This is a genomic window from Actinomadura madurae (assembly GCF_047130825.1).
Lineage (GTDB): Bacteria > Actinomycetota > Actinomycetes > Streptosporangiales > Streptosporangiaceae > Spirillospora > Spirillospora madurae.
The window spans coordinates 8,938,013-8,954,911 of record NZ_CP083237.1; the positions used below are offsets into that span (position 1 = coordinate 8,938,013).

A 16,899-nucleotide genomic window follows, 5' to 3' on the forward strand; every position below is an offset into this window, starting at 1 on the left:
ACGTGGACCGGTTCCTGACCGCCGACGACCTCGCCAAGACGCTCCGCCAGGACGTCCGGGACGGGCTCACCGGCACGCCCAAGACCCTGCCGCCCAAGTGGTTCTACGACGAGCGCGGCAGCGCGCTCTTCGAGGAGATCACGAAGCTGGAGGAGTACTACCCGACCCGGCGGGAGCGGGAGATCCTCGTCGCCCGGGCGCCCGACATCGCCGCGGTCACCGGCGCCCGGACGCTGCTGGAGCTCGGCGCCGGGTCGGGGGAGAAGACCCGGCTCCTCCTCGGCGCCCTGGCCGGCACGCTCCGCGCCTACGTGCCGGTGGACGTGAGCGGCGACTTCCTGGAGGAGGCCGCCGCGGGGATCGCCGCCGACCACCCGGACCTGACCGTCCGGACGGTCGTCGCCGACTACGAGCAGCACCTGCACCTGCTGCCCGGCGGGGACCGCCGCCTCATCGCCTTCCTCGGCGGGACCATCGGCAACATGCCGGCCGCCGAGCGGATCGGGTTCCTCGGCGGGCTGCGCGCCACCATGGCCGGCGGCGACTTCCTGCTGCTCGGCGCCGACCTCGTCAAGGACCCGGGACGGCTCGTCCGCGCCTACGACGACGCGGCCGGCGTCACCGCCGAGTTCAACCGCAACGTCCTGTACGTCATCAACCGGGAGCTCGGCGCCGACTTCGACCCGGAGGCGTTCGAGCATGTCGCGGTCTGGGACGCGGCCGAGGAGTGGATCGAGATGCGGCTGCGGTCCGTCCGCGACCAGGACGTCCGCGTCGGCGGCCTCGACCTGGAGGTGTCGTTCGCGGCGGGGGAGGAGATGCGCACCGAGATCTCCGCCAAGTTCCGGCGGGAGCGGATGGCGGCCGAGCTCGGCGCCGCGGGCATGGAGCTCGCCCGGTTCTGGACCGACGAGGCCGGCGACTTCTCCCTCACCCTCGCGCGGCCCGCGTCCGGCTGAGGTCGCCCGTCCGGCCGAGTCGGCGCGTCCGGCCGAGGGTCAGCCCTTGCGGACGGGGTGCGCGAGGCCCATCCGCTTGAGGTCCGCCGCCAGGCGGGTCGCCACGTACAGGTGGCCCGCCGGCGTCGGATGGGTGCGGTCCTTCTTGATGAGCCGCGGCGCGTTGCCCTGCCCGGTCACCAGGTCGCCGGTGATCCACTGCTCGCCGATCGGGTCGACGAACGGGACGCCGACCTGCCCGGCCAGGTTCTTCAGCGCGTCCCGGACCGCGACCGCGCCCGGCACCGGCGTGCCCGTCCCCCAGAGCGGGCCCATCAGCACGATGTGCGTGCCGGGCCAGCGCTGCCTCGCGCGCTGGAGCAGCAGGTGCGCCGCCGCGGCGACCTGCGGCGCCGGGGTCCGCCAGTCGTTGTGGCCGCCGGACACGATCAGCATGTCGGGCGCCGGACGCCAGCCGAGCTGGCTCTCGAACTGGCCGAGGAACGCGTACGGCGTGCGGCCCCGGACGACGAAGCCGGTGCCGGACCTCCCGCCCACCACGACCTGCCAGCCGAGCAGCCGCGCCGTCGCGGACGCGTACGTCGACTCCGGCTCGACGCCCCGGTCCCCGACCGTGTAGCTGTCGCCGAGGAACATCACCACCGAGGGGGCCCTGCGGGACGCGCCGTCCTTCTTCGGCCCGTCCGCCGCCGCCCGCTCGTGCACCGACTCCGCGAGCAGCGAGCAGCCCGCGAGCGCGGAGACCGCCACCAGGCTCAGGCACAGCACCAGGGTCGCCGCGCCGCGTCGGGTGCGGCGAGATGTCATGGAGAACCACCAAATATTCGGGAGACCATCCGCATCTTACTGACCCTCCGCCGCCGCCGTGGGCGATGTGCGATCGCGGCCTGGACGACATCCGCCGTTCACTTCGCGGCCCGGGACGGGCCACCCGGCGGCGAGAGGGTTCCGCGGTGACCCGACGGGAACGGCTGCGCGAACTCGATCTGCTGCGCTTCTTGGCGGCGCTGGCGGTGGTGCTCTATCACTTCACGGGATTCGGCGGCGCCGGCGCGTGGCCGGCCCCCGCACGGGAGGTGTTCCCCGAGATCGCCCCGGTCACACGGTTCGGCTACCTCGGCGTCGACCTGTTCTTCATGATCAGCGGGTTCGTGATCCTGATGAGCGCGTGGGGGCGCGGCCCAGGGGAGTTCGGCGTGTCCAGGCTGGTCCGGCTGATGCCCGCGTACTGGGTGAGCGTCCTGCTCGGCGGCGCCGTGTACGCGGTGTTCCGGCTGGGGCACGGCGTTCCGGGGCTGGTCGTCCCGAACCTGACCATGCTGCAGGGCGGGCTCGGCCTGAAGAACGTCGACGCCGTCTACTGGACGCTCTGGGTCGAGCTGCACTTCTACGTCCTCGCCGCCGTCCTCGCCGCCATCGGCATCACCTACCGCTCCTGCCTGGTCTTCATGGCGGCCTGGCTGCTCGGCGGGATCTTCGCCGACGAGGCCGGCAGCGATCTGCTCCAGGTGATGCTGATCCCGACCTGGAGCTGCTACTTCATCGCGGGCATGGCGCTCTACATGATCCACCGGTTCGGGCCGACGCTGCTGCTCTGGGGCTACGTGGCCGTGTGCTACCTGATCGCGTTGCACTGGGGCGCCTGGCGCGCCGAGCACGTCTTCCGCGGCGCGAACGAGACGGCGGCCGGCGCCGTCATCACGGCGATCTTCGCGGTGATGATCCTCGTCGCGACCGGCCGGCTGCACCGGCTGCGCTGGCGGGGCCTCACCGTGCTGGGGGCGCTCACGTACCCGCTGTATCTGGTCCACTCGCAGCTCGCGCTTCCGCTGCTGGACGCGGTCTACCCGGAACTCGGCAGGTGGGCCGCGCTCGCGGTGACCGTCGGGGTCTCGCTGCTGGCCGCCTACGCGGTGCATCGCCTGGTCGAGCGTCCCGGCGCGGCGTGGATGCGCGCGCGCCTCAAGGCGTCGCTGGAGCCGATGCGCCCGCCCGCGCAAGCGTCTACCTTGGTCGGCCATGGCGATCGGGGTGGACGGGGCGGTCCTGGTGTCGACGGCGCTGAGCCTCGCGCTCGCACCCCGGTTGACGCGGGCCACCACTGACCCTCCGCCCGGCTCCACCCGTGGCTGGGCTCGCCCAGAGGTCTTCCTTGGCCTGGTGGTGCTGCTGGTCTATGTGAACCAGGTGCTGTTCACCGTGTACGTGCTGCGCGTGCACGGCGGTGACTCCTCGTTCATCGCCAGATACCTGCCGGAGGGCTGGTTCGCGCTTGAGGACGGCCCTGCCATGCGCGGCCTGGCAGACCACTTTCCGCTGCCGGAGTTGCTGGCGCCGTCCGTACTGCGGGTGCAGGCGTTCCTTGAACTGCCCCTCGTCCTGCTGGCTTATTGCACGGTGCTGCGGTGGCTGGATCGGGGGCTCTACCGGCGCCTGGCCGGCTCGTGGCTGGTGTGGACGGCGTCGATCTCGTACACCTTCGTCTTCTGCACGGTCGAGTGGGATCTGCACAACCCCTACACGGTGGACGACATCGTCATCCGGGTGTGCTCCGCCATAGCGACCCCACTGCTTCTTCAGTGGCTGGCCAGGCAGGAGGGCGCCGATTCCAGAACCCTGTCGTTCGCGCAGATGCTGCTCTTCGCGGTCTCCGTCTGGGCCTTGGGGCACCTGGTGCTGACCGTGTACGACACCGCCTTGCTCTACAACCTCGGCCATACGAGCGGACGCCTGCCGGGTGCGGCGAGCGCCTTGTGCGTTCTTGTGGGAGCGCGCTGGGCGTCGTCCAGGGTGAGCGCTAGCGAGTGCGGTGCGGCCCTGTCGTCCGTTGTCTTCGGGGTGCGCTGGGCGCTGCTGCTCTTCTTCGTCCCGGCGCTCGCCGTCCGGTACGGCGTGAACTTCGGCACCCCGCTCATCGCCGCGGCGGCCGGACTGGTCATCGCACTGGTCGCCGCGGTGTGCGCTCTCCGGGACGCGCTCGCCGGTGAAGCGAGGACCCGCATCGCGCTCTGGGCCGTCCAAGCCCTCGTCGCCGTTTTCGCCGGAGCGGCCACCGGCTACGCGGCCGTGCGCCTGGTGACCGACACCTACTACGAGGCGGGTCTCCTGCGAGGCGCCGCCACAAGCTTCGCCGTCGTCATCGCCGTGGCGGCCGTCACCGACCGGTGGTGCGCTCGCACGGCTCCGGCCGCCGCCCCGGTGACCGCTCCCCGCTCTCGGGGCGGTGTGACACATCCGAAGTGAGGGGCGCTGAGTGGGTATGGGCGTCCGGCCGATGTGAGCGGGCTTCGGCCGGGCGTGCTTCCCCCGGCGGGCCCATCTCCCCCGGTCGGGCCCGCCGGGGGCTCCACTCTCAGGCCGGGTCCGCCGGTGGCTGCAGCTCGTCGGTGTAGCTGACCGGCATCCGGCGCATCACGCCCGACGCGTCGATGGAGTACTGGCCGAGCCGGACGAGCGGCGGCGAGTAGGCGTGGATCGAGACGCTGGTTTCGTCCACCCCTGTGAGCCGGTGGATGTGCTCGGGGCCGAAGCAGAACGACCGCCCCTCATTGACGACGGTCCGCACGGGCTCGCCGCCGATGCGCGGGTTGTCCTCCTCGATGGCCCCGGCGACGACGCGGACGGCCCCGGACGAGACGTCGTGGTCGTGCCAGCCGGTGTCGTTCTGAGGCGTCCAGCACAGCAGCCAGACGTCCACGTGCTCGTCCCGGTACAGGGAGGCGTAGTGGCGCCGCCCCTCCGGGAACGCGACGTGCTGCCGCCACAGGCCGGGCTGCTCGGCCAGGGCGTCCACCAGCTCGCGCAACTCCCGCTTGTCGAGGGGGCGGCCGGGCAGGCTCTCGAAGCCGGTGGCGCGGGGCAGGACCTCGGAAGACACGGGTTCGCTCCTCTCCGAAACGGTCGTCGGTCGCGGTCCGCTTCGCTCGTGAATCCCCTGCGACATCGCCGGCAGGGGTACTGAACCGCATCAGTTAACCGTTTCAGTGAACCGGTTCAGCGATCATTAGTCAAGTACGGGTCCCCTGGTTCGTCGGTGGCGACCTCTAGGGTTGGAGGGATGTCGGAGAAGCGCAAGCGCGCGACCATCCGCGAAGTGGCGCAGGCGACCGGGCTGTCGCCCGCGGCGGTGTCGTACGCGCTGCGCGGCATCCAGACCTCGGAGGAGACGCAGGAGCGCGTCCGCGCGGCGGCCGAGGAGCTCGGGTACGAGGCCCATCCGATCGCCCGCGCCCTCGCCAGCGGCCGCACCGACCAGGTCGGGCTGCTGTGCGGCTCCCTGGAGGACTACTGGCAGCAGTCCCTCGCGGTCGGCATCGGCCGGGCGCTGCTCGCCCGCGACCGGTACGCCCTGATCGTGGACGCCGGCGGCGATCCCGAGCGGGAGCTGGCCCTCGCCCGGCGGCTGCGCGACCAGCGGGTGGACGGGCTCATCGTCCAGCCGCTCGACCCGTCCGCCGCGCTGTGGACCGAGCTCGCCGGGACGATCCCCGTGGTGTCCATCGGCGACGCCCTGCACGGCGGCCAGTCGCAGGGCGAGGTCGTGTTCGACAACCGGCGCGGCGTCACGCTCGCGCTGGAGCACCTGCGCGACCTCGGCCACCGCCGCGTCACCGTCTTCACGCCGACCCGTGCCAGCACCCCCGACCGTCCCGCCGACGTGCACGTCAACGCGGAGGCCGAGCGGCTCGGCCTGCGGGTCGACGTGGTCGTGGTGCCGCAGTCGCTCGGCGAGGCCACCGAGGTCGCCCTGGGCGTGCTCGGCGGATCCGACCGCCCCTCGGCCGTGTTCTGCTTCGCCGACTCGATCGCCTACGGCGTCTACGCCGCCACCCGCGAGCTCGGCCTGGCCGTCCCCGGTGACATCGCCGTCTGCGGGTACGACAACCACCCGATGTCGGAGCTGCTCACCCCGCCGCTGACCAGCGTCGACTGGGACATGGACGGCATCGTGCACTCCGCCGTCCGGCTCGTCGTCGACGTCATCGACGGCAAGCCCCGCAAGCGCCGCGTCGTCCGCGAGCCGTCCCTGCGCGTGCGCGCGTCCACCGGCGAGCCCGAGCCGGCGGGCTGAGGGTCAGGGATGGAGCCGGGCCAGGTGGGGGAGCAGGTCCGCGGCGGCGGCGATGTCGGCGTCCAGCGGCCGGTCCTCGATGCGCGGGTCGAGGACCGACTCCGCGAGGTCGGCCGCCGACCGGAGCGGCCCGCCGGACGGCGCGCGCCCCTGCATCCGCAGCGCCCGGACGGCGGCGACCAGCTCGCAGCCCAGCCCGAGCCGGTAGGCGGCGACGGCGTCGGTCGTCGCGCGGGCCGACTGGGTGGAGAAGCCCGCGTGCTCCTCGACGCCGCGCGACAGCACCGCGCTGCCGAGCGCCGCCGGGGTCGCGAGGCGCCGGACGTCGGCGAGGCACGAGTGCGCCACGTACTCCAGGATCATGATCCCGGAGGACGCCTCGGTCTCCCCCTGGAACGGGTAGAGGCCGGTGAACGACGGCTCGGCGAGCGTCCCGAGGCGGGCGGCGGCGAGCGCCATCGTCTGGAACAGGGCGGCGCGGGCCGCGTCGAGGGCGAGGCCGGCGTAGGCGGTGTGGAAGTTGCCGTTGTGCCAGACCGTCCTGCCGGGGACGTCGACGAGGGGGTTCTCGGCGGCGGCGTTGATCTCGCGGGTGACGACCTCCTCGGCGTATCCCGCCGCCTCCAGCGCCGGCCCGTGCACCTGCGGGAACGCCCGGTACCCGTAGGGGTCCTGGATGCGCATCGGGGCCGGCCGGTCGAAGGCGAGCAGCGCCCGCATCGCCGCCGCGGCCTCCTGCTGGCCCGGGTGCGGGCACGCGTCCTGCACCGGCTGCGCGTACGGCTCCTCCGAGCCCCTGACGGCGAAGTGCGACAGCGCCGCGACGACCGTGGACGCGCGGAGCGCCTCCCGCAGGTCGGCGACCGCGAGCGCCGACTCCCCGAGCGTGGCCGCGTTGGAGCTGATGAACGCCAGCGCGTCGGCGGAGCGGAGCCGGTAGCCGGGGCCGCGCTCCTGGACGCCGTCCGGCCCGGCCAGCCACGACCGCTCGCCGAGCAGGCACAGCGCCGTGGAGGCCAGCGCCGTCAGGTCGCCGGTGCCGATCGCCCCGTACACGGGGACCGGGGGCAGCAGGCCCAGGTTGAGGACGTCCGCGAGGGCGCGCAGCACGCCCGGTTCCACCCCCGAGCCGCCCGCCGCGATCTGGTTCAGCCGGACGGTGAGCATCGCCCGGACGATCTCCGGCGCGACCAGCGGCCCGGCGCCCGCCGCGTGGCTGCGCAGGAGCCGCAGGCCGTGCGCGTCGGCGTCCTCCCACTCCACGTCGACGACGCGGTTGGCGCCGACACCGGTCGTCCGCCCGTACACCGGCTGCGACGCCGCGACCTCGCGGGCGACCCGCCACGCGGCGCGGGCCCGCTCGACGCCCTCGGGCGCGGTGAGGACCGTCACGTCCTCGCGGGCCGCGCGCACGACCAGCGCGCAGGTGAGATTCGTCCCATCGATAACGATTCGGCTGTTCTCCACGCCGCAACGCTACTTTCCCGGGTTTCCCGGTAGTTATGCTCCAGATCGGAAGTTTCCGGACATGCCGGGATGCTGAAATGACGGTACCCACTGGTTACGGTTGGGGAGAAGGCCGAATCGATCACCGGCGTCGCGGGCGCCCGACGAGGACGTGAATCGTTGATCACCTTTGAGGGCGTCACCAAGCGCTACCCGGGCGGCACCGTCGCGCTCGACGACGTCAGCCTCGAATGCCCCACCGGGCGCATCACCGTGTTCGTCGGCACGTCCGGCGGCGGCAAGACCACGGCGCTGCGGACCGTCAACCGGATGGTGGAGCCCACGTCCGGGCGCGTGCTCATCGACGGGCGGGACGTGCGGGAGCGCAAGCCCGCGGAGCTGCGGCGCGGCATCGGCTACGTCATCCAGCACGCCGGGCTGTTCCCGCACCGCACCATCATCGACAACATCGCGACCGTCCCCTACCTGCTGTCCTGGAACAAGAAGGAGGCGCGGGACCGGGCGGCGGAGCTCATGAAGCGGGTCGGGCTCGACCCGTCCATGGGCAAGCGGTACCCGTTCCAGCTGTCCGGCGGCCAGCAGCAGCGCGTCGGCGTCGCCCGCGCGCTCGCGGCCGACCCGCCGATCATGCTGATGGACGAGCCGTTCAGCGCCGTCGACCCCGTCGTCCGCGCGGAGCTGCAGGACGAGTTCCTGCGCCTCCAGGACGAGCTGCACAAGACGATCGTGTTCGTCACCCACGACATCGACGAGGCCATCAAGCTCGGCGACCGGATCGCGGTGTTCCAGACCGGCGGCAGGCTCGTGCAGCTGGACAGCCCCGAGAACATCCTCGCCCACCCCGCCGACGACTTCGTCGCCGGCTTCATCGGCCAGAACCGCGGGATCCGAACCCTGTCCTTCGCGGGCACGGACGGGCTCCGGCTGAGCGACCACGCGATCCGCCCGGCGAGCGCCGGCGCGGCGGAGGCCGCCGGACTGGAGTGGGTGCTGGTCGTCGACGGCGAGCGCAGGCCCCTCGGCTGGGTCCGCCCGGCGGAGGCCGCCGGGCCGCTCGGGGAGGCGCCGCTCAGCCCGGTCGGCCCCACCTTCCAGGTCGGCGCCGACTCGGTGCGGGTCGCGCTGGACGCGGCCGTCCTGTCCCCGTCCGGGCTGGCGGTCGGCGTCGACGCCACCGGCGCGGTGGCCGGCACCGCCGCGGGCACCGACCTGCTCGCCGTCCCCACCCACGGCGCCCGGACCGCGAACGGAGCCGCCGGGGACGACGCGGTTGCCGAGGACGACGCGGTTGCCGAGGACGACGACGGCGCGGAGGCGCCGTCGTTGTCGAAGGACCGCGGCTGATGGACATCGACTGGGGCTGGATCGGCGAGCACACCGACACCCTCACCGAGCACGCCCTCATCCACCTGCGGCTCGCGCTGCTGCCGGTCGTCTTCGGGCTGCTCATCTCGCTGCCGCTCGGCGTGCTGTGCCGCCGCTGGGGCTGGCTCTACCCGCCGACGCTGACGATCTCGAACGTGCTGTACGCGATCCCGTCGCTCGCGCTGTTCATGCTCTTCATCGACTACACCGGCCTCACGGCGGCCACGGTCATGATCCCGCTGACCCTCTACAGCCTGTCGGTGCTGGTGCCGAACGTGGTGGACGGCCTCGCGTCGGTGTCCGAGCCCGTCCGGCAGGCGGCCACCGCGATGGGCTTCGGGCCGCTGCGGCGGCTCCTGCGGGTCGAGCTGCCGATCGCCGTGCCGATCGTCATCGCCGGGACGCGCGTCGCCGCCGTCTCGTCCATCAGCCTCGTGGCCGTCGGCCAGCTGATCGGCCAGGGCGGGCTCGGCGCCGACATCATCCGCGGCTACCAGCTCCAGTTCCAGACGCAGATCGTCGCCGCGACGGTCCTGATCATCCTGCTGGCCCTGGTCACGGACGCGATCCTGGTCGCCGTCCAGCGCCTGCTCACCCCCTGGGCCAGGGCGAGGAAGACCTCATGAACGACGTGTGGCACCAGATCGACCTGTTCTGGACGTGGCTGACCGCGTCGTCGCAGTGGCACGGCGGCGACGGCATCCCGCACCGCCTGCTCCAGCACGTCTACTACAGCGGCGTGTCGCTGCTCTGCGCCGCCGTCATCGGGCTGGCGGTCGGCCTGCTCATCGGCCACACCGGCCGCGGCGGCTTCCTGGCGATCACGCTCGCGAACTTCGCCCGCGCGATCCCCACCTTCGGGCTCATCCTGTTCGTCGTCGTGATCGAGTACAGCATCACGCCGGTGCTGGTCGCGCTCGTGGCGCTGGCCGTCCCGCCGATCCTGGTCAACACGTTCGAGGGCGTCCGGGGCGTCGACGCCGACGCCAAGGACGCGGCCCGCGGCATGGGCATGACCGGCTGGGGCGTGCTGGGGCGGGTCGAGCTGCCGATGGCGCTGCCGCTGATCCTGCTCGGGCTCCGCACGTCGGCGATCCAGGTCGTCGCCACCGCCACCATCGCCGCCTACCCCGGGTTCGGCGGCCTCGGCCGCTACATCATCGACGGCCTGGCCCGCAACGACTACCAGCTCGTCGTCGGCGGCACGGTCCTGGTGGTGCTGCTCGCGGTCATCGTCCAGCTGGCCTTCGCGGCGCTGCGCCGCGTCGTCGTCTCGCCGGGCCTGCTCGGTTCCCCCCGTTCCTCCTGATCTAAGGAATAGAACAATGAAGAAACTCATCCGTGGCGCGGTCGTCGGCCTGGTGGCCGCACTGACGCTGTCCGCCTGCGGCGGCGGGGACTCCGGCGACGACGAGAACCCGCTCGCCGGGGGCGGCGGGAACGGCACCGTCACCGTCGGCGGCGCCAACTTCCCCGAGAGCAACCTGCTCGCCGAGCTGTACGCGCAGGCCCTGGAGGCCAAGGGCGTCAAGGTCACCCGCAAGTTCAACATCGGCGCCCGCGAGATCTACTACGACCAGGTCGTCAAGGGCGGCATCAGCGTGATGCCCGAGTACAACGGCGCCCTGCTGACCACGTCGGTCGACGAGAACAGCACCGCCGCCACCACCGACGCGATCAACACGGAGCTGAAGGCGAAGCTGCCGCCCTCCGTCGAGATCCTGAACTCGGCGCAGGCCGAGGACAAGGACTCGGTCACCGTCAACCCGCAGACGGCCGCGAAGTACAACCTGAAGTCCATCGCCGACCTGAAGCCGGTCGCGAAGGACCTCACCATCGCCGGCCCGTCCGAGTTCAAGACGCGGCAGCAGGGCCTCGTCGGCCTGAAGAAGGTCTACGGCCTCGAGTTCAAGAAGTTCCAGCCGTTCGACGCCGGCGCCCAGGCGACCCTGGTGAAGCTCCTCACCGAGAACAAGATCCAGGCCGCCGACCTGTTCACCACCGACCCGACGATCCAGGAGAACAAGCTGGTCGTCCTCGAAGACCCGGAGAACGTCTTCAGCGCCCAGAACGTCACGCCGCTCATCAACAAGTCCGCGGTGAACGAGGAGGCGAAGGCGGCTCTGAACGCCGTCTCCGCCAAGCTCACCACCCAGGACCTCCTCGACATGATGAAGCGGGTCGCCATCGACAAGGACGACCAGGAGAAGGTCGCCGAGGATTGGCTCAAGAAGGCCGGCCTCGTCTGACGCGCATGCTCGGGAAAGCCCGCCGCACGCCCGTGCGGCGGGCTTTCGCATGCTCGCCACTCCGGCGTTGATCCGTAGGCGAGGCGGGCAGGGACACGGATGGCGGATCCGCACGGCACAGGGAGAGGGCATGTCACCGGACGAGTGGACGTTGGGCAAGGGCTTCGGCGGCACGCTGGGGGAGATCCGATGGGAGCGCCTGGGCGATCCGGACGCCGAGCCCGTCGTCCTGGTGCACGGCACGCCGTTCTCCTCGTTCATCTGGCGTGACGTCGCCCGCGCGCTGGCGGCCGCCCGCTCGGTGTACGTCTTCGACATGCCCGGCTACGGCGCCTCGTCCATGGCCGACGGGCAGGATCTCTCCCTGGACGCCCTGGCCGGTGCCTTCGCCGAACTCCTGGAGCACTGGGGACTGGCGCGTCCGGACGTCGTCGCGCACGACTCCGGCGGTGCGGTCGCGCTCGGCGCGCACGTGGACCGCGGCGTCGCCTACCGGCGGCTGGCCCTCGTCGACGCGGTGTCGCTGCCGCCGTGGGGGAGCGGGTTCTTCGCCGTGGTCGGCGAGCATGCCGGCGTGTTCCGGTCGCTGCCGGGGCCGCTGCACCGGGCCCTGCTCCGCGAGTACGTCGCCACGGCCAGCTCGCCCGGCCTGCACCCGGACGTGCTGGACGCCCTGACGGCCCCGTGGCTGGGCGCGGACGGTCAGGACGCCTTCTACCGGCAGCTCGTCCAGCGCCGCGACGACCCGTCCTACATCGACCGCATCCGGGCCGGCTACGCCGCCATCGACCTGCCGGTCCTGGTGTGCTGGGGCGCCGACGACGGGTGGGTCCCCGCCGACCGCGGCCGGGAACTCGCCGCCCTCATCCCCGGCGCGGGCCTGCGCGTCATCGGGGAGGCCGGGCACCTGCTGCCCGAGGACCGCCCGGCCCAGCTGACCGCGGCCCTGCTCGGCTTCCTGGCCTCGTGACGGTCAGGGGGAGATCTTGACCCGGGCGATCACCGGATGGTGGTCGGAGGCGTAGATCGCGCCGGCCCGGTACGGGTCGACCTCGGACCAGACCGTCCTGACCGGTCCCCGCGCGAGGATCCAGTCGATCCGCTCGCCGTCGCGCCGCGGGGGCAGGTAGTGGTTCTCGGTGCCGTACAGCGGGCCGCGCCGCTCGGCCGCCGTCCAGGTGTCGCGGAAGGCGTCCGGCCCGGTGAGGATCGAGTACACCGGCGACGCCCCGGCCGCCGCGTTGAAGTCGCCGGTGAGGATGACGGGCGCGCCCGCCTGGAAGTCGCGCACGCGGTCGAGGATCAGGCGGGCGCTCTTCACCCGGGACTCCGCGGACAGGTTGTCCAGATGCGTGTTGGCCTGGTAGAGCACCTTCCCGGTGCGCCGGTCGCGGAACTTGGCCCACGTCACCATCCGGACGTACCGGTTGCCCCAGGTGGCCGAGCCGATCACGGCGGGGGTGTCGGACAGCCAGAAGTGGTCGAAGTCCAGCACCTCGAACCGCTGCTTCCGGTAGAAGATCGACAGGAACTGGTCGCGGGTGCCGCCCTGGCTGCCCAGCCCGATCCACCCGTAGTCCGGCAGGAGGCGGGTGAGGTCGCGGATCTGCCGCCATCGCCCCTCCTGGACGCCGAGCAGGTCCGGGTCGTGCTCGTCCAGGAGGTGCTCGACAAGCGGCTGCCGGGTCTTCCAGTCCCTCGGGGGCGGTTCGTTCACGCCGCGCAGGTTGTAGGTCATCACGCGGATCGTCCCGTCGCCGTCCGCCCTCGGCTCGGCCAGCACGAACCCGGAGATGAGGACGATCGCCGCCGCCGCGACCACCGGCCAGAACCACCTGCGGCGGAGGACGCGTCCGAGCATCCCCCCGCTCACCGTCCCCCGGAGGCCCGCGGCGCCGTCCGGTGCCGGGGCAGGCCGCCTTGCGCCGTCGTCATGTCGCCACCCGCCGTCCCTGCTGCCACATTGAGCATAGATCGTCTTATCTTTTTTGTCCATTCTTAATAGTTAATTTGGCCGTCTTCTCGCGGTCACGACGAATTCGGATGGCCTTTGTATTTCTCGTTCGGAGAAAGTCGTTCGAATTGCCGGGGCGCGAGATCCGCGCTCGTGGCACGCCGCTGCTCGATCACCGGAGAACGGCCGTCCACGGGACGGCCCGTCAGTCGGGGAGCAGCTCGATCCAGCCGCGGATGTCGTCGGCGGTCTCGATGCCGACGAGCTCGGGGTGGTCGGCCGCGAGGTGCGCGAGCACCTGGGAGATCACGGCGTCGTCGGTGTCGCCGCGGGCGACGTAGCCGCATTCGCATCGAACCTGGCGGGTCATGGGGTGCTCCTTTCCCAGCAGGGTAGCCTCCAGGGTCAATGCGGCAGGTCGAGGTGTCGGATGGACGGATCAGCGGAGCCGGCGGGCGCCACGCGTGTGCAGCTCTGCGGCGCGTTCGCGGCGGAGGTGCGCGGCCGGCGCGTCGATCACGCCCTGCCGGGCCGGCAGGGGCTGCTGCTGCTGGGCTTTCTGGTCCTGTCCCGGCCGCGGCAGGTGCCCCGAGAGGCGCTCATCGAGGCGTTGTGGGGCGACTCGCCGCCGCCGGGGGCGCCCGCCGCGCTCAGCGTCCTGGTCTCGAAGGTCCGCGCGGTGGTGGGGCCGGAGGTGCTCCGGGGCAGGGGGACGCTGTCACTCCGGCTGCCCGAACCGGCGTACGTCGACGTCGAGGTGGCGGCCTCGGCGCTGCACACGGCCGAGTCCGCGGTCGCTCTGCGCGAATGGCGGCGGGCGTGGACCCTATCGTTGACCGCCCAGTTCGTGGCGCGCCGTCCGTTCCTGCCGGAGGCCGACCGCCCGTGGGCGGAATCGTGGCGCCGACGCCTGGAGACCATGCATGTCCGGGCCCTGGAGTGCTACGCCACGGCGTGCCTGGAGCTGGGCGGCCCGGAGCTGCCGGGAGCCGAGCGGGCGGCGCGGGACCTGCTGGAGGTGGCGCCGTTGCGGGAGACCGGGCATCTGCTGCTGATGCGCACGCTCGCGACCAGGGGCAACGTCGCCGAGGCGCTCACGGTGTACGAACGCCTGCGCGTCCTGCTGCGGGAGGAACTGGGCGTCGACCCGTGCCGTGACGTCCAGGACGCCTACACCGACCTGCTCGGATAGCGCGCGTTAAGGTCGCGCCAAGGTCGGCGCAACGGCGGCCCAATGTCGCCGGCGCAGGGTGGGGGCATCAGATTCGCCGCATCTGCGGGAGGATGCCATGACCACCATCGACGAATCCCGGCTCGCCGAGCTGCTGGACCGCTTCGTCAACGACCTCGGCGCGACGATGTCGGCCGGGAACGTGCTCATCGGCGACAAGCTGGGGCTGTACCGCGCGCTGGCGGAGGCGGGACCGCTGACCGCCGCCGAACTGGCCGGGCGCACCGGCACGTCCGAACGGTACGTCCGGGAGTGGCTGCCCGGGCAGGCGGCGAGCCGCTACATCACCTACGACGCCGGTAGCGGGCGCTACCGGATGACCCCCGAGCAGGCGCTGGCCTTCGCCGACCCCGGCGGGCCGGGACTCCCCGGCGCCTTCCAACTGGCGCTGTCGAGCCTGGCCGCCGAGCCGAAGATCGCCGAGGCGTTCCGGACCGGCCGGGGGATGGCCTGGGGCGAGCATCACCCGGGCGTGTTCACCGGGTGCGAGCGCTTCTTCCGCCCGGGGTACGTCGCGAACCTGCTGAGCTCCTGGGTCCCGGCGGTGGACGGGCTGGCCGGCCGGCTCGGCGCCGGCATCGCGGTGGCCGATGTGGGATGCGGGCTCGGCGCCTCGACCCGCATCCTCGCCGACGCCTACCCGGCCTCGTCGGTGCGCGGGTTCGACTCGCACGCGGAGTCCGTCGAGCTGGCCCGCAAGGCGGCGGCCGAGGCCGGGCTGGACGGCCGGTGCGACTTCGCGGTGGCGCGGGCGCAGGACTTCCCGGGCACCGCGTACGGGCTGGTCGCCACGTTCGACTGCCTGCACGACATGGGCGACCCGGTCGCCGCCGCGCGGCACATCCGGTCGGCGCTGTCCGACGACGGTGTCTGGCTGATCGTCGAGCCGTTCGCGGGCGACGTCCCGGAGGACAACCTCACTCCGGTCGGGCGGGTCTACTACTCGGCCTCCACGTTCCTGTGCGTGCCGCACGCCATCTCCGAGGGCGCCGACGACGCGCTGGGCAACCAGGCCGGGGAAGCCGGCATCAGGCCCGTGGTGCAAGCGGCCGGGTTCCGGACGTTCCGCCGGGTGGCGGAGACCCCGTTCAACCTGGTCTACGAGGCCCGCCCCTGAGCCCGCGCCCGTGTGCCGCGCCGTGAGATCTACGCTCGTGGCATGCTGCTTGAGCATCGAGGAATGCGTCCCGTCGTCCCCGAGTCCGCGTACGTCGCGCCTTCGGCCGTGTTGTGCGGTGCGGTCACCCTGGGGGAGGGGGCCCGGGTCCTGCACGGTGCCGTCCTCACGGCGGAGGACGGCACCGTGACGACGGGTGCGGACGTGGTGGTGATGGAGAACGCGCTGATCCGCGGCCGGGCCGGTCATCCGGTGACGCTCGGGGACGCGGTGCTGGTCGGCCCGCACGCGCACGTCAACGGCGCGACCGTCGAGGACGAGGTCTTCGTGGCGACCGGGGTGTCGCTGTTCCCGGGGGCGGTGGCCGGCGCCGGCTCCGAACTCCGCGTCAACAGCGTCCTGCACGTCAACTCGCGCCTGGAGCCCGGCACGGTCGTCCCGATCGGCTGGATCGCGGCCGGCGATCCGGCGGAACTGTTCTCGCCGGACCGGCACGACGACCTGTGGGAGAAGCAGCGGGCCCTGGACTTCCCCGGCACGGTCTACGGCGTCCAGCGCGGCACCTCGATGCGCACCCTCATGGCCCGCCAGGCCGAGTTCTACGCCGCCCACAAGGACGACCGCCGCCTCGACGGCTGACCAAGGACGATCACCTGGGCTTCCGGGAAACGGGGAGGAAACCCGCTCCGCGGTCTCCTTCCCCCATGGTCGAAAACACCTCATCGACAGGAGGGGCGCGGCCCTCGCGCCGGACCGCGCTCAAGTCCCTAGGCGGCGCCGTCGCCGCCGGTGGCGCGGTCATGGCGGGCAGCTCCTTCTCGGAGCGATCGTGGCCGCGGTATCGGACCATTCGTATTACGACTACATCGCCGAGCGCGTCTTCAAGACCGCCGATATGCACGACAGCGCCTTTCACACCAAGCCCGAATGGCGGACCGACCCGCGGATCGCCCGCCCCTACTTCAAGAAGAAGGGGCATACGGAGTGGACCGACGGTCTCGAAGAGCACGCATATATCGGGCTTCCGGCGGCCAATTCCTTCGCGACGTGCGCGGACCTGGAACGCTTCGCGCGCGTGCTGCTGGAGAACAAGCTGATGGAGGCCCCCTATACCCAGCTCATGCTGGGCGCGAAGCTTCCACCCAGTGGTCCGGAGACCAGGTCGGGCGGCGATGCGCCGGAACGGAGCCCGCTCGGCTTCATCGGATACGGCTCGCTCGCCATTCTCGACCACGGCCAATGGATACACGGACACGGCGGTGGGAGCAGCATCGGACTGTCCGCCAACATCGACATCTTCCCGGACAGTGACTGGGTGGTCGTCGTCCTCAGCGGCTACGCGGACAGGGCGAGCAACCCCCTGGCCACGCTCGCCCGAGGGGTGATCGTCCAGCGGTAACGAGAAAGGCAGGGAGTCGCGCTCCCTGCCACTTTCAATCTATAGCGCACCTGGGGGCTTGCGGCAAGACCCGGGGCGTGCTGCAGA

Annotated in this window: 18 protein-coding genes; 13 read left to right on the top strand and 5 right to left on the bottom strand. The window is 72.1% G+C overall.

Features of this window, described 5'->3' with window-relative positions; translation table 11 throughout:
- Window positions 1–2 precede the first annotated feature (2 nt).
- Window positions 3–959 carry an L-histidine N(alpha)-methyltransferase gene (gene egtD, locus K8Z49_RS41775; RefSeq protein WP_021598049.1) on the top strand — a complete coding sequence of 319 codons (957 nt, stop codon included), beginning with the start codon at window positions 3–5 and terminating at the stop codon, window positions 957–959.
- 39 nt (window positions 960–998) lie between these two features.
- Here the strand turns inward: egtD and K8Z49_RS41780 are convergent, their stop codons facing one another.
- Window positions 999–1,766, bottom strand: coding sequence for an SGNH/GDSL hydrolase family protein (locus K8Z49_RS41780; RefSeq protein WP_412516771.1), 768 nt, complete (start codon window positions 1,764–1,766; stop codon window positions 999–1,001).
- Window positions 1,767–1,912: 146 nt separating this feature from the next.
- On the opposite strand from K8Z49_RS41780, the gene K8Z49_RS41785 reads away from it, so the two are divergent.
- Window positions 1,913–3,064 carry an acyltransferase family protein gene (locus tag K8Z49_RS41785; RefSeq protein WP_412516772.1) on the top strand — a complete coding sequence of 384 codons (1,152 nt, stop codon included), beginning with the start codon at window positions 1,913–1,915 and terminating at the stop codon, window positions 3,062–3,064.
- Window positions 2,979–4,202 carry a hypothetical protein gene (locus K8Z49_RS41790; RefSeq protein ID WP_146877482.1) on the top strand — a complete coding sequence of 408 codons (1,224 nt, stop codon included), beginning with the start codon at window positions 2,979–2,981 and terminating at the stop codon, window positions 4,200–4,202. Before K8Z49_RS41785 ends, K8Z49_RS41790 begins: the two co-directional genes overlap by 86 nt.
- Window positions 4,203–4,311: 109 nt before the next feature.
- Here the strand turns inward: K8Z49_RS41790 and K8Z49_RS41795 are convergent, their stop codons facing one another.
- Complete coding sequence (locus K8Z49_RS41795) at window positions 4,312–4,836, bottom strand: cysteine dioxygenase (protein WP_412516773.1); 525 nt, start codon at window positions 4,834–4,836, stop codon at window positions 4,312–4,314.
- A gap of 180 nt (window positions 4,837–5,016) precedes the next feature.
- Between K8Z49_RS41795 and K8Z49_RS41800 the strand changes: the two genes are divergently transcribed.
- Window positions 5,017–6,030, top strand: a complete 1,014-nt coding sequence (locus K8Z49_RS41800; RefSeq protein ID WP_412516774.1) for a LacI family DNA-binding transcriptional regulator — start codon at window positions 5,017–5,019, stop codon at window positions 6,028–6,030.
- Between the two features lie 3 nt (window positions 6,031–6,033).
- Here K8Z49_RS41800 and K8Z49_RS41805 read toward each other — a convergent pair whose 3' ends face one another.
- Window positions 6,034–7,497: an aromatic amino acid ammonia-lyase gene (locus K8Z49_RS41805; protein WP_024935882.1), complete on the bottom strand. Its 1,464-nt coding sequence runs from the start codon at window positions 7,495–7,497 to the stop codon at window positions 6,034–6,036.
- 159 nt (window positions 7,498–7,656) lie between these two features.
- Here K8Z49_RS41805 and K8Z49_RS41810 point away from each other — a divergent pair, with 159 nt between their 5' ends.
- The 5 genes from K8Z49_RS41810 to K8Z49_RS41830 all read left to right on the top strand — a co-directional run bounded on the left by K8Z49_RS41810 (window position 7,657) and on the right by K8Z49_RS41830 (window position 12,081).
- The gene (locus K8Z49_RS41810) at window positions 7,657–8,841 is read left to right on the top strand and encodes an ABC transporter ATP-binding protein (RefSeq protein WP_412516775.1); all 1,185 of its coding nucleotides are present in this window, start codon (window positions 7,657–7,659) and stop codon (window positions 8,839–8,841) included.
- Complete coding sequence (locus K8Z49_RS41815) at window positions 8,841–9,488, top strand: ABC transporter permease (RefSeq protein ID WP_021598017.1); 648 nt, start codon at window positions 8,841–8,843, stop codon at window positions 9,486–9,488. The genes K8Z49_RS41810 and K8Z49_RS41815 overlap by 1 nt, the downstream gene beginning before the upstream one ends.
- Window positions 9,485–10,171, top strand: coding sequence for an ABC transporter permease (locus K8Z49_RS41820; protein ID WP_021598018.1), 687 nt, complete (start codon window positions 9,485–9,487; stop codon window positions 10,169–10,171). Before K8Z49_RS41815 ends, K8Z49_RS41820 begins: the two co-directional genes overlap by 4 nt.
- 16 nt (window positions 10,172–10,187) lie before the next feature.
- Window positions 10,188–11,111, top strand: a complete 924-nt coding sequence (locus K8Z49_RS41825; protein ID WP_021598019.1) for an ABC transporter substrate-binding protein — start codon at window positions 10,188–10,190, stop codon at window positions 11,109–11,111.
- Between the two features lie 130 nt (window positions 11,112–11,241).
- Window positions 11,242–12,081 carry an alpha/beta fold hydrolase gene (locus K8Z49_RS41830; RefSeq protein WP_075022099.1) on the top strand — a complete coding sequence of 280 codons (840 nt, stop codon included), beginning with the start codon at window positions 11,242–11,244 and terminating at the stop codon, window positions 12,079–12,081.
- Window positions 12,082–12,084: 3 nt separating this feature from the next.
- Here K8Z49_RS41830 and K8Z49_RS41835 read toward each other — a convergent pair whose 3' ends face one another.
- Both K8Z49_RS41835 and K8Z49_RS41840 read right to left on the bottom strand, forming a co-directional pair.
- A complete protein-coding gene (locus tag K8Z49_RS41835; RefSeq protein ID WP_181663320.1) occupies window positions 12,085–12,972 on the bottom strand; it encodes an endonuclease/exonuclease/phosphatase family protein in 888 nt (295 codons plus the stop codon).
- A gap of 298 nt (window positions 12,973–13,270) precedes the next feature.
- Entirely contained in the window at window positions 13,271–13,435 is a 165-nt protein-coding gene (locus K8Z49_RS41840; RefSeq protein ID WP_021598022.1) for a DUF1059 domain-containing protein, read from the bottom strand.
- 60 nt (window positions 13,436–13,495) lie between these two features.
- On the opposite strand from K8Z49_RS41840, the gene K8Z49_RS41845 reads away from it, so the two are divergent.
- The 4 genes from K8Z49_RS41845 (at window position 13,496) to K8Z49_RS41860 (ending at window position 16,812) form a co-directional block, all read left to right on the top strand.
- Window positions 13,496–14,257 (top strand): AfsR/SARP family transcriptional regulator, encoded by a 762-nt coding sequence (locus tag K8Z49_RS41845; RefSeq protein WP_412516776.1) that lies wholly within the window; start codon window positions 13,496–13,498, stop codon window positions 14,255–14,257.
- 97 nt (window positions 14,258–14,354) lie between these two features.
- The gene (locus K8Z49_RS41850; protein WP_021598024.1) at window positions 14,355–15,413 is read left to right on the top strand and encodes a class I SAM-dependent methyltransferase; all 1,059 of its coding nucleotides are present in this window, start codon (window positions 14,355–14,357) and stop codon (window positions 15,411–15,413) included.
- A gap of 42 nt (window positions 15,414–15,455) precedes the next feature.
- A complete protein-coding gene (locus K8Z49_RS41855; protein WP_024935885.1) occupies window positions 15,456–16,052 on the top strand; it encodes a gamma carbonic anhydrase family protein in 597 nt (198 codons plus the stop codon).
- An 82-nt stretch (window positions 16,053–16,134) separates the two neighbouring features.
- The gene (locus tag K8Z49_RS41860; RefSeq protein ID WP_412521272.1) at window positions 16,135–16,812 is read left to right on the top strand and encodes a serine hydrolase; all 678 of its coding nucleotides are present in this window, start codon (window positions 16,135–16,137) and stop codon (window positions 16,810–16,812) included.
- Window positions 16,813–16,899: the final 87 nt, after the last annotated feature.

Bases quoted from the DNA above. Each gene is read 5' to 3' on its own strand.
- K8Z49_RS41855 (WP_024935885.1), top strand. From the start codon at position 15,456: ATGCTGCTTGAGCATCGAGGAATGCGTCCCGTCGTCCCCGAGTCCGCG.
- K8Z49_RS41820 (WP_021598018.1), top strand. From the start codon at position 9,485: ATGAACGACGTGTGGCACCAGATCGACCTGTTCTGGACGTGGCTGACC.
- K8Z49_RS41825 (WP_021598019.1), top strand. From the start codon at position 10,188: ATGAAGAAACTCATCCGTGGCGCGGTCGTCGGCCTGGTGGCCGCACTG.
- K8Z49_RS41800 (WP_412516774.1), top strand. From the start codon at position 5,017: ATGTCGGAGAAGCGCAAGCGCGCGACCATCCGCGAAGTGGCGCAGGCG.
- K8Z49_RS41780 (WP_412516771.1), bottom strand. From the start codon at position 1,766: ATGACATCTCGCCGCACCCGACGCGGCGCGGCGACCCTGGTGCTGTGC.
- K8Z49_RS41835 (WP_181663320.1), bottom strand. From the start codon at position 12,972: ATGCTCGGACGCGTCCTCCGCCGCAGGTGGTTCTGGCCGGTGGTCGCG.
- K8Z49_RS41830 (WP_075022099.1), top strand. From the start codon at position 11,242: ATGTCACCGGACGAGTGGACGTTGGGCAAGGGCTTCGGCGGCACGCTG.
- K8Z49_RS41850 (WP_021598024.1), top strand. From the start codon at position 14,355: ATGACCACCATCGACGAATCCCGGCTCGCCGAGCTGCTGGACCGCTTC.
- K8Z49_RS41845 (WP_412516776.1), top strand. From the start codon at position 13,496: ATGGACGGATCAGCGGAGCCGGCGGGCGCCACGCGTGTGCAGCTCTGC.
- K8Z49_RS41840 (WP_021598022.1), bottom strand. From the start codon at position 13,435: ATGACCCGCCAGGTTCGATGCGAATGCGGCTACGTCGCCCGCGGCGAC.
- K8Z49_RS41815 (WP_021598017.1), top strand. From the start codon at position 8,841: ATGGACATCGACTGGGGCTGGATCGGCGAGCACACCGACACCCTCACC.
- K8Z49_RS41790 (WP_146877482.1), top strand. From the start codon at position 2,979: ATGGCGATCGGGGTGGACGGGGCGGTCCTGGTGTCGACGGCGCTGAGC.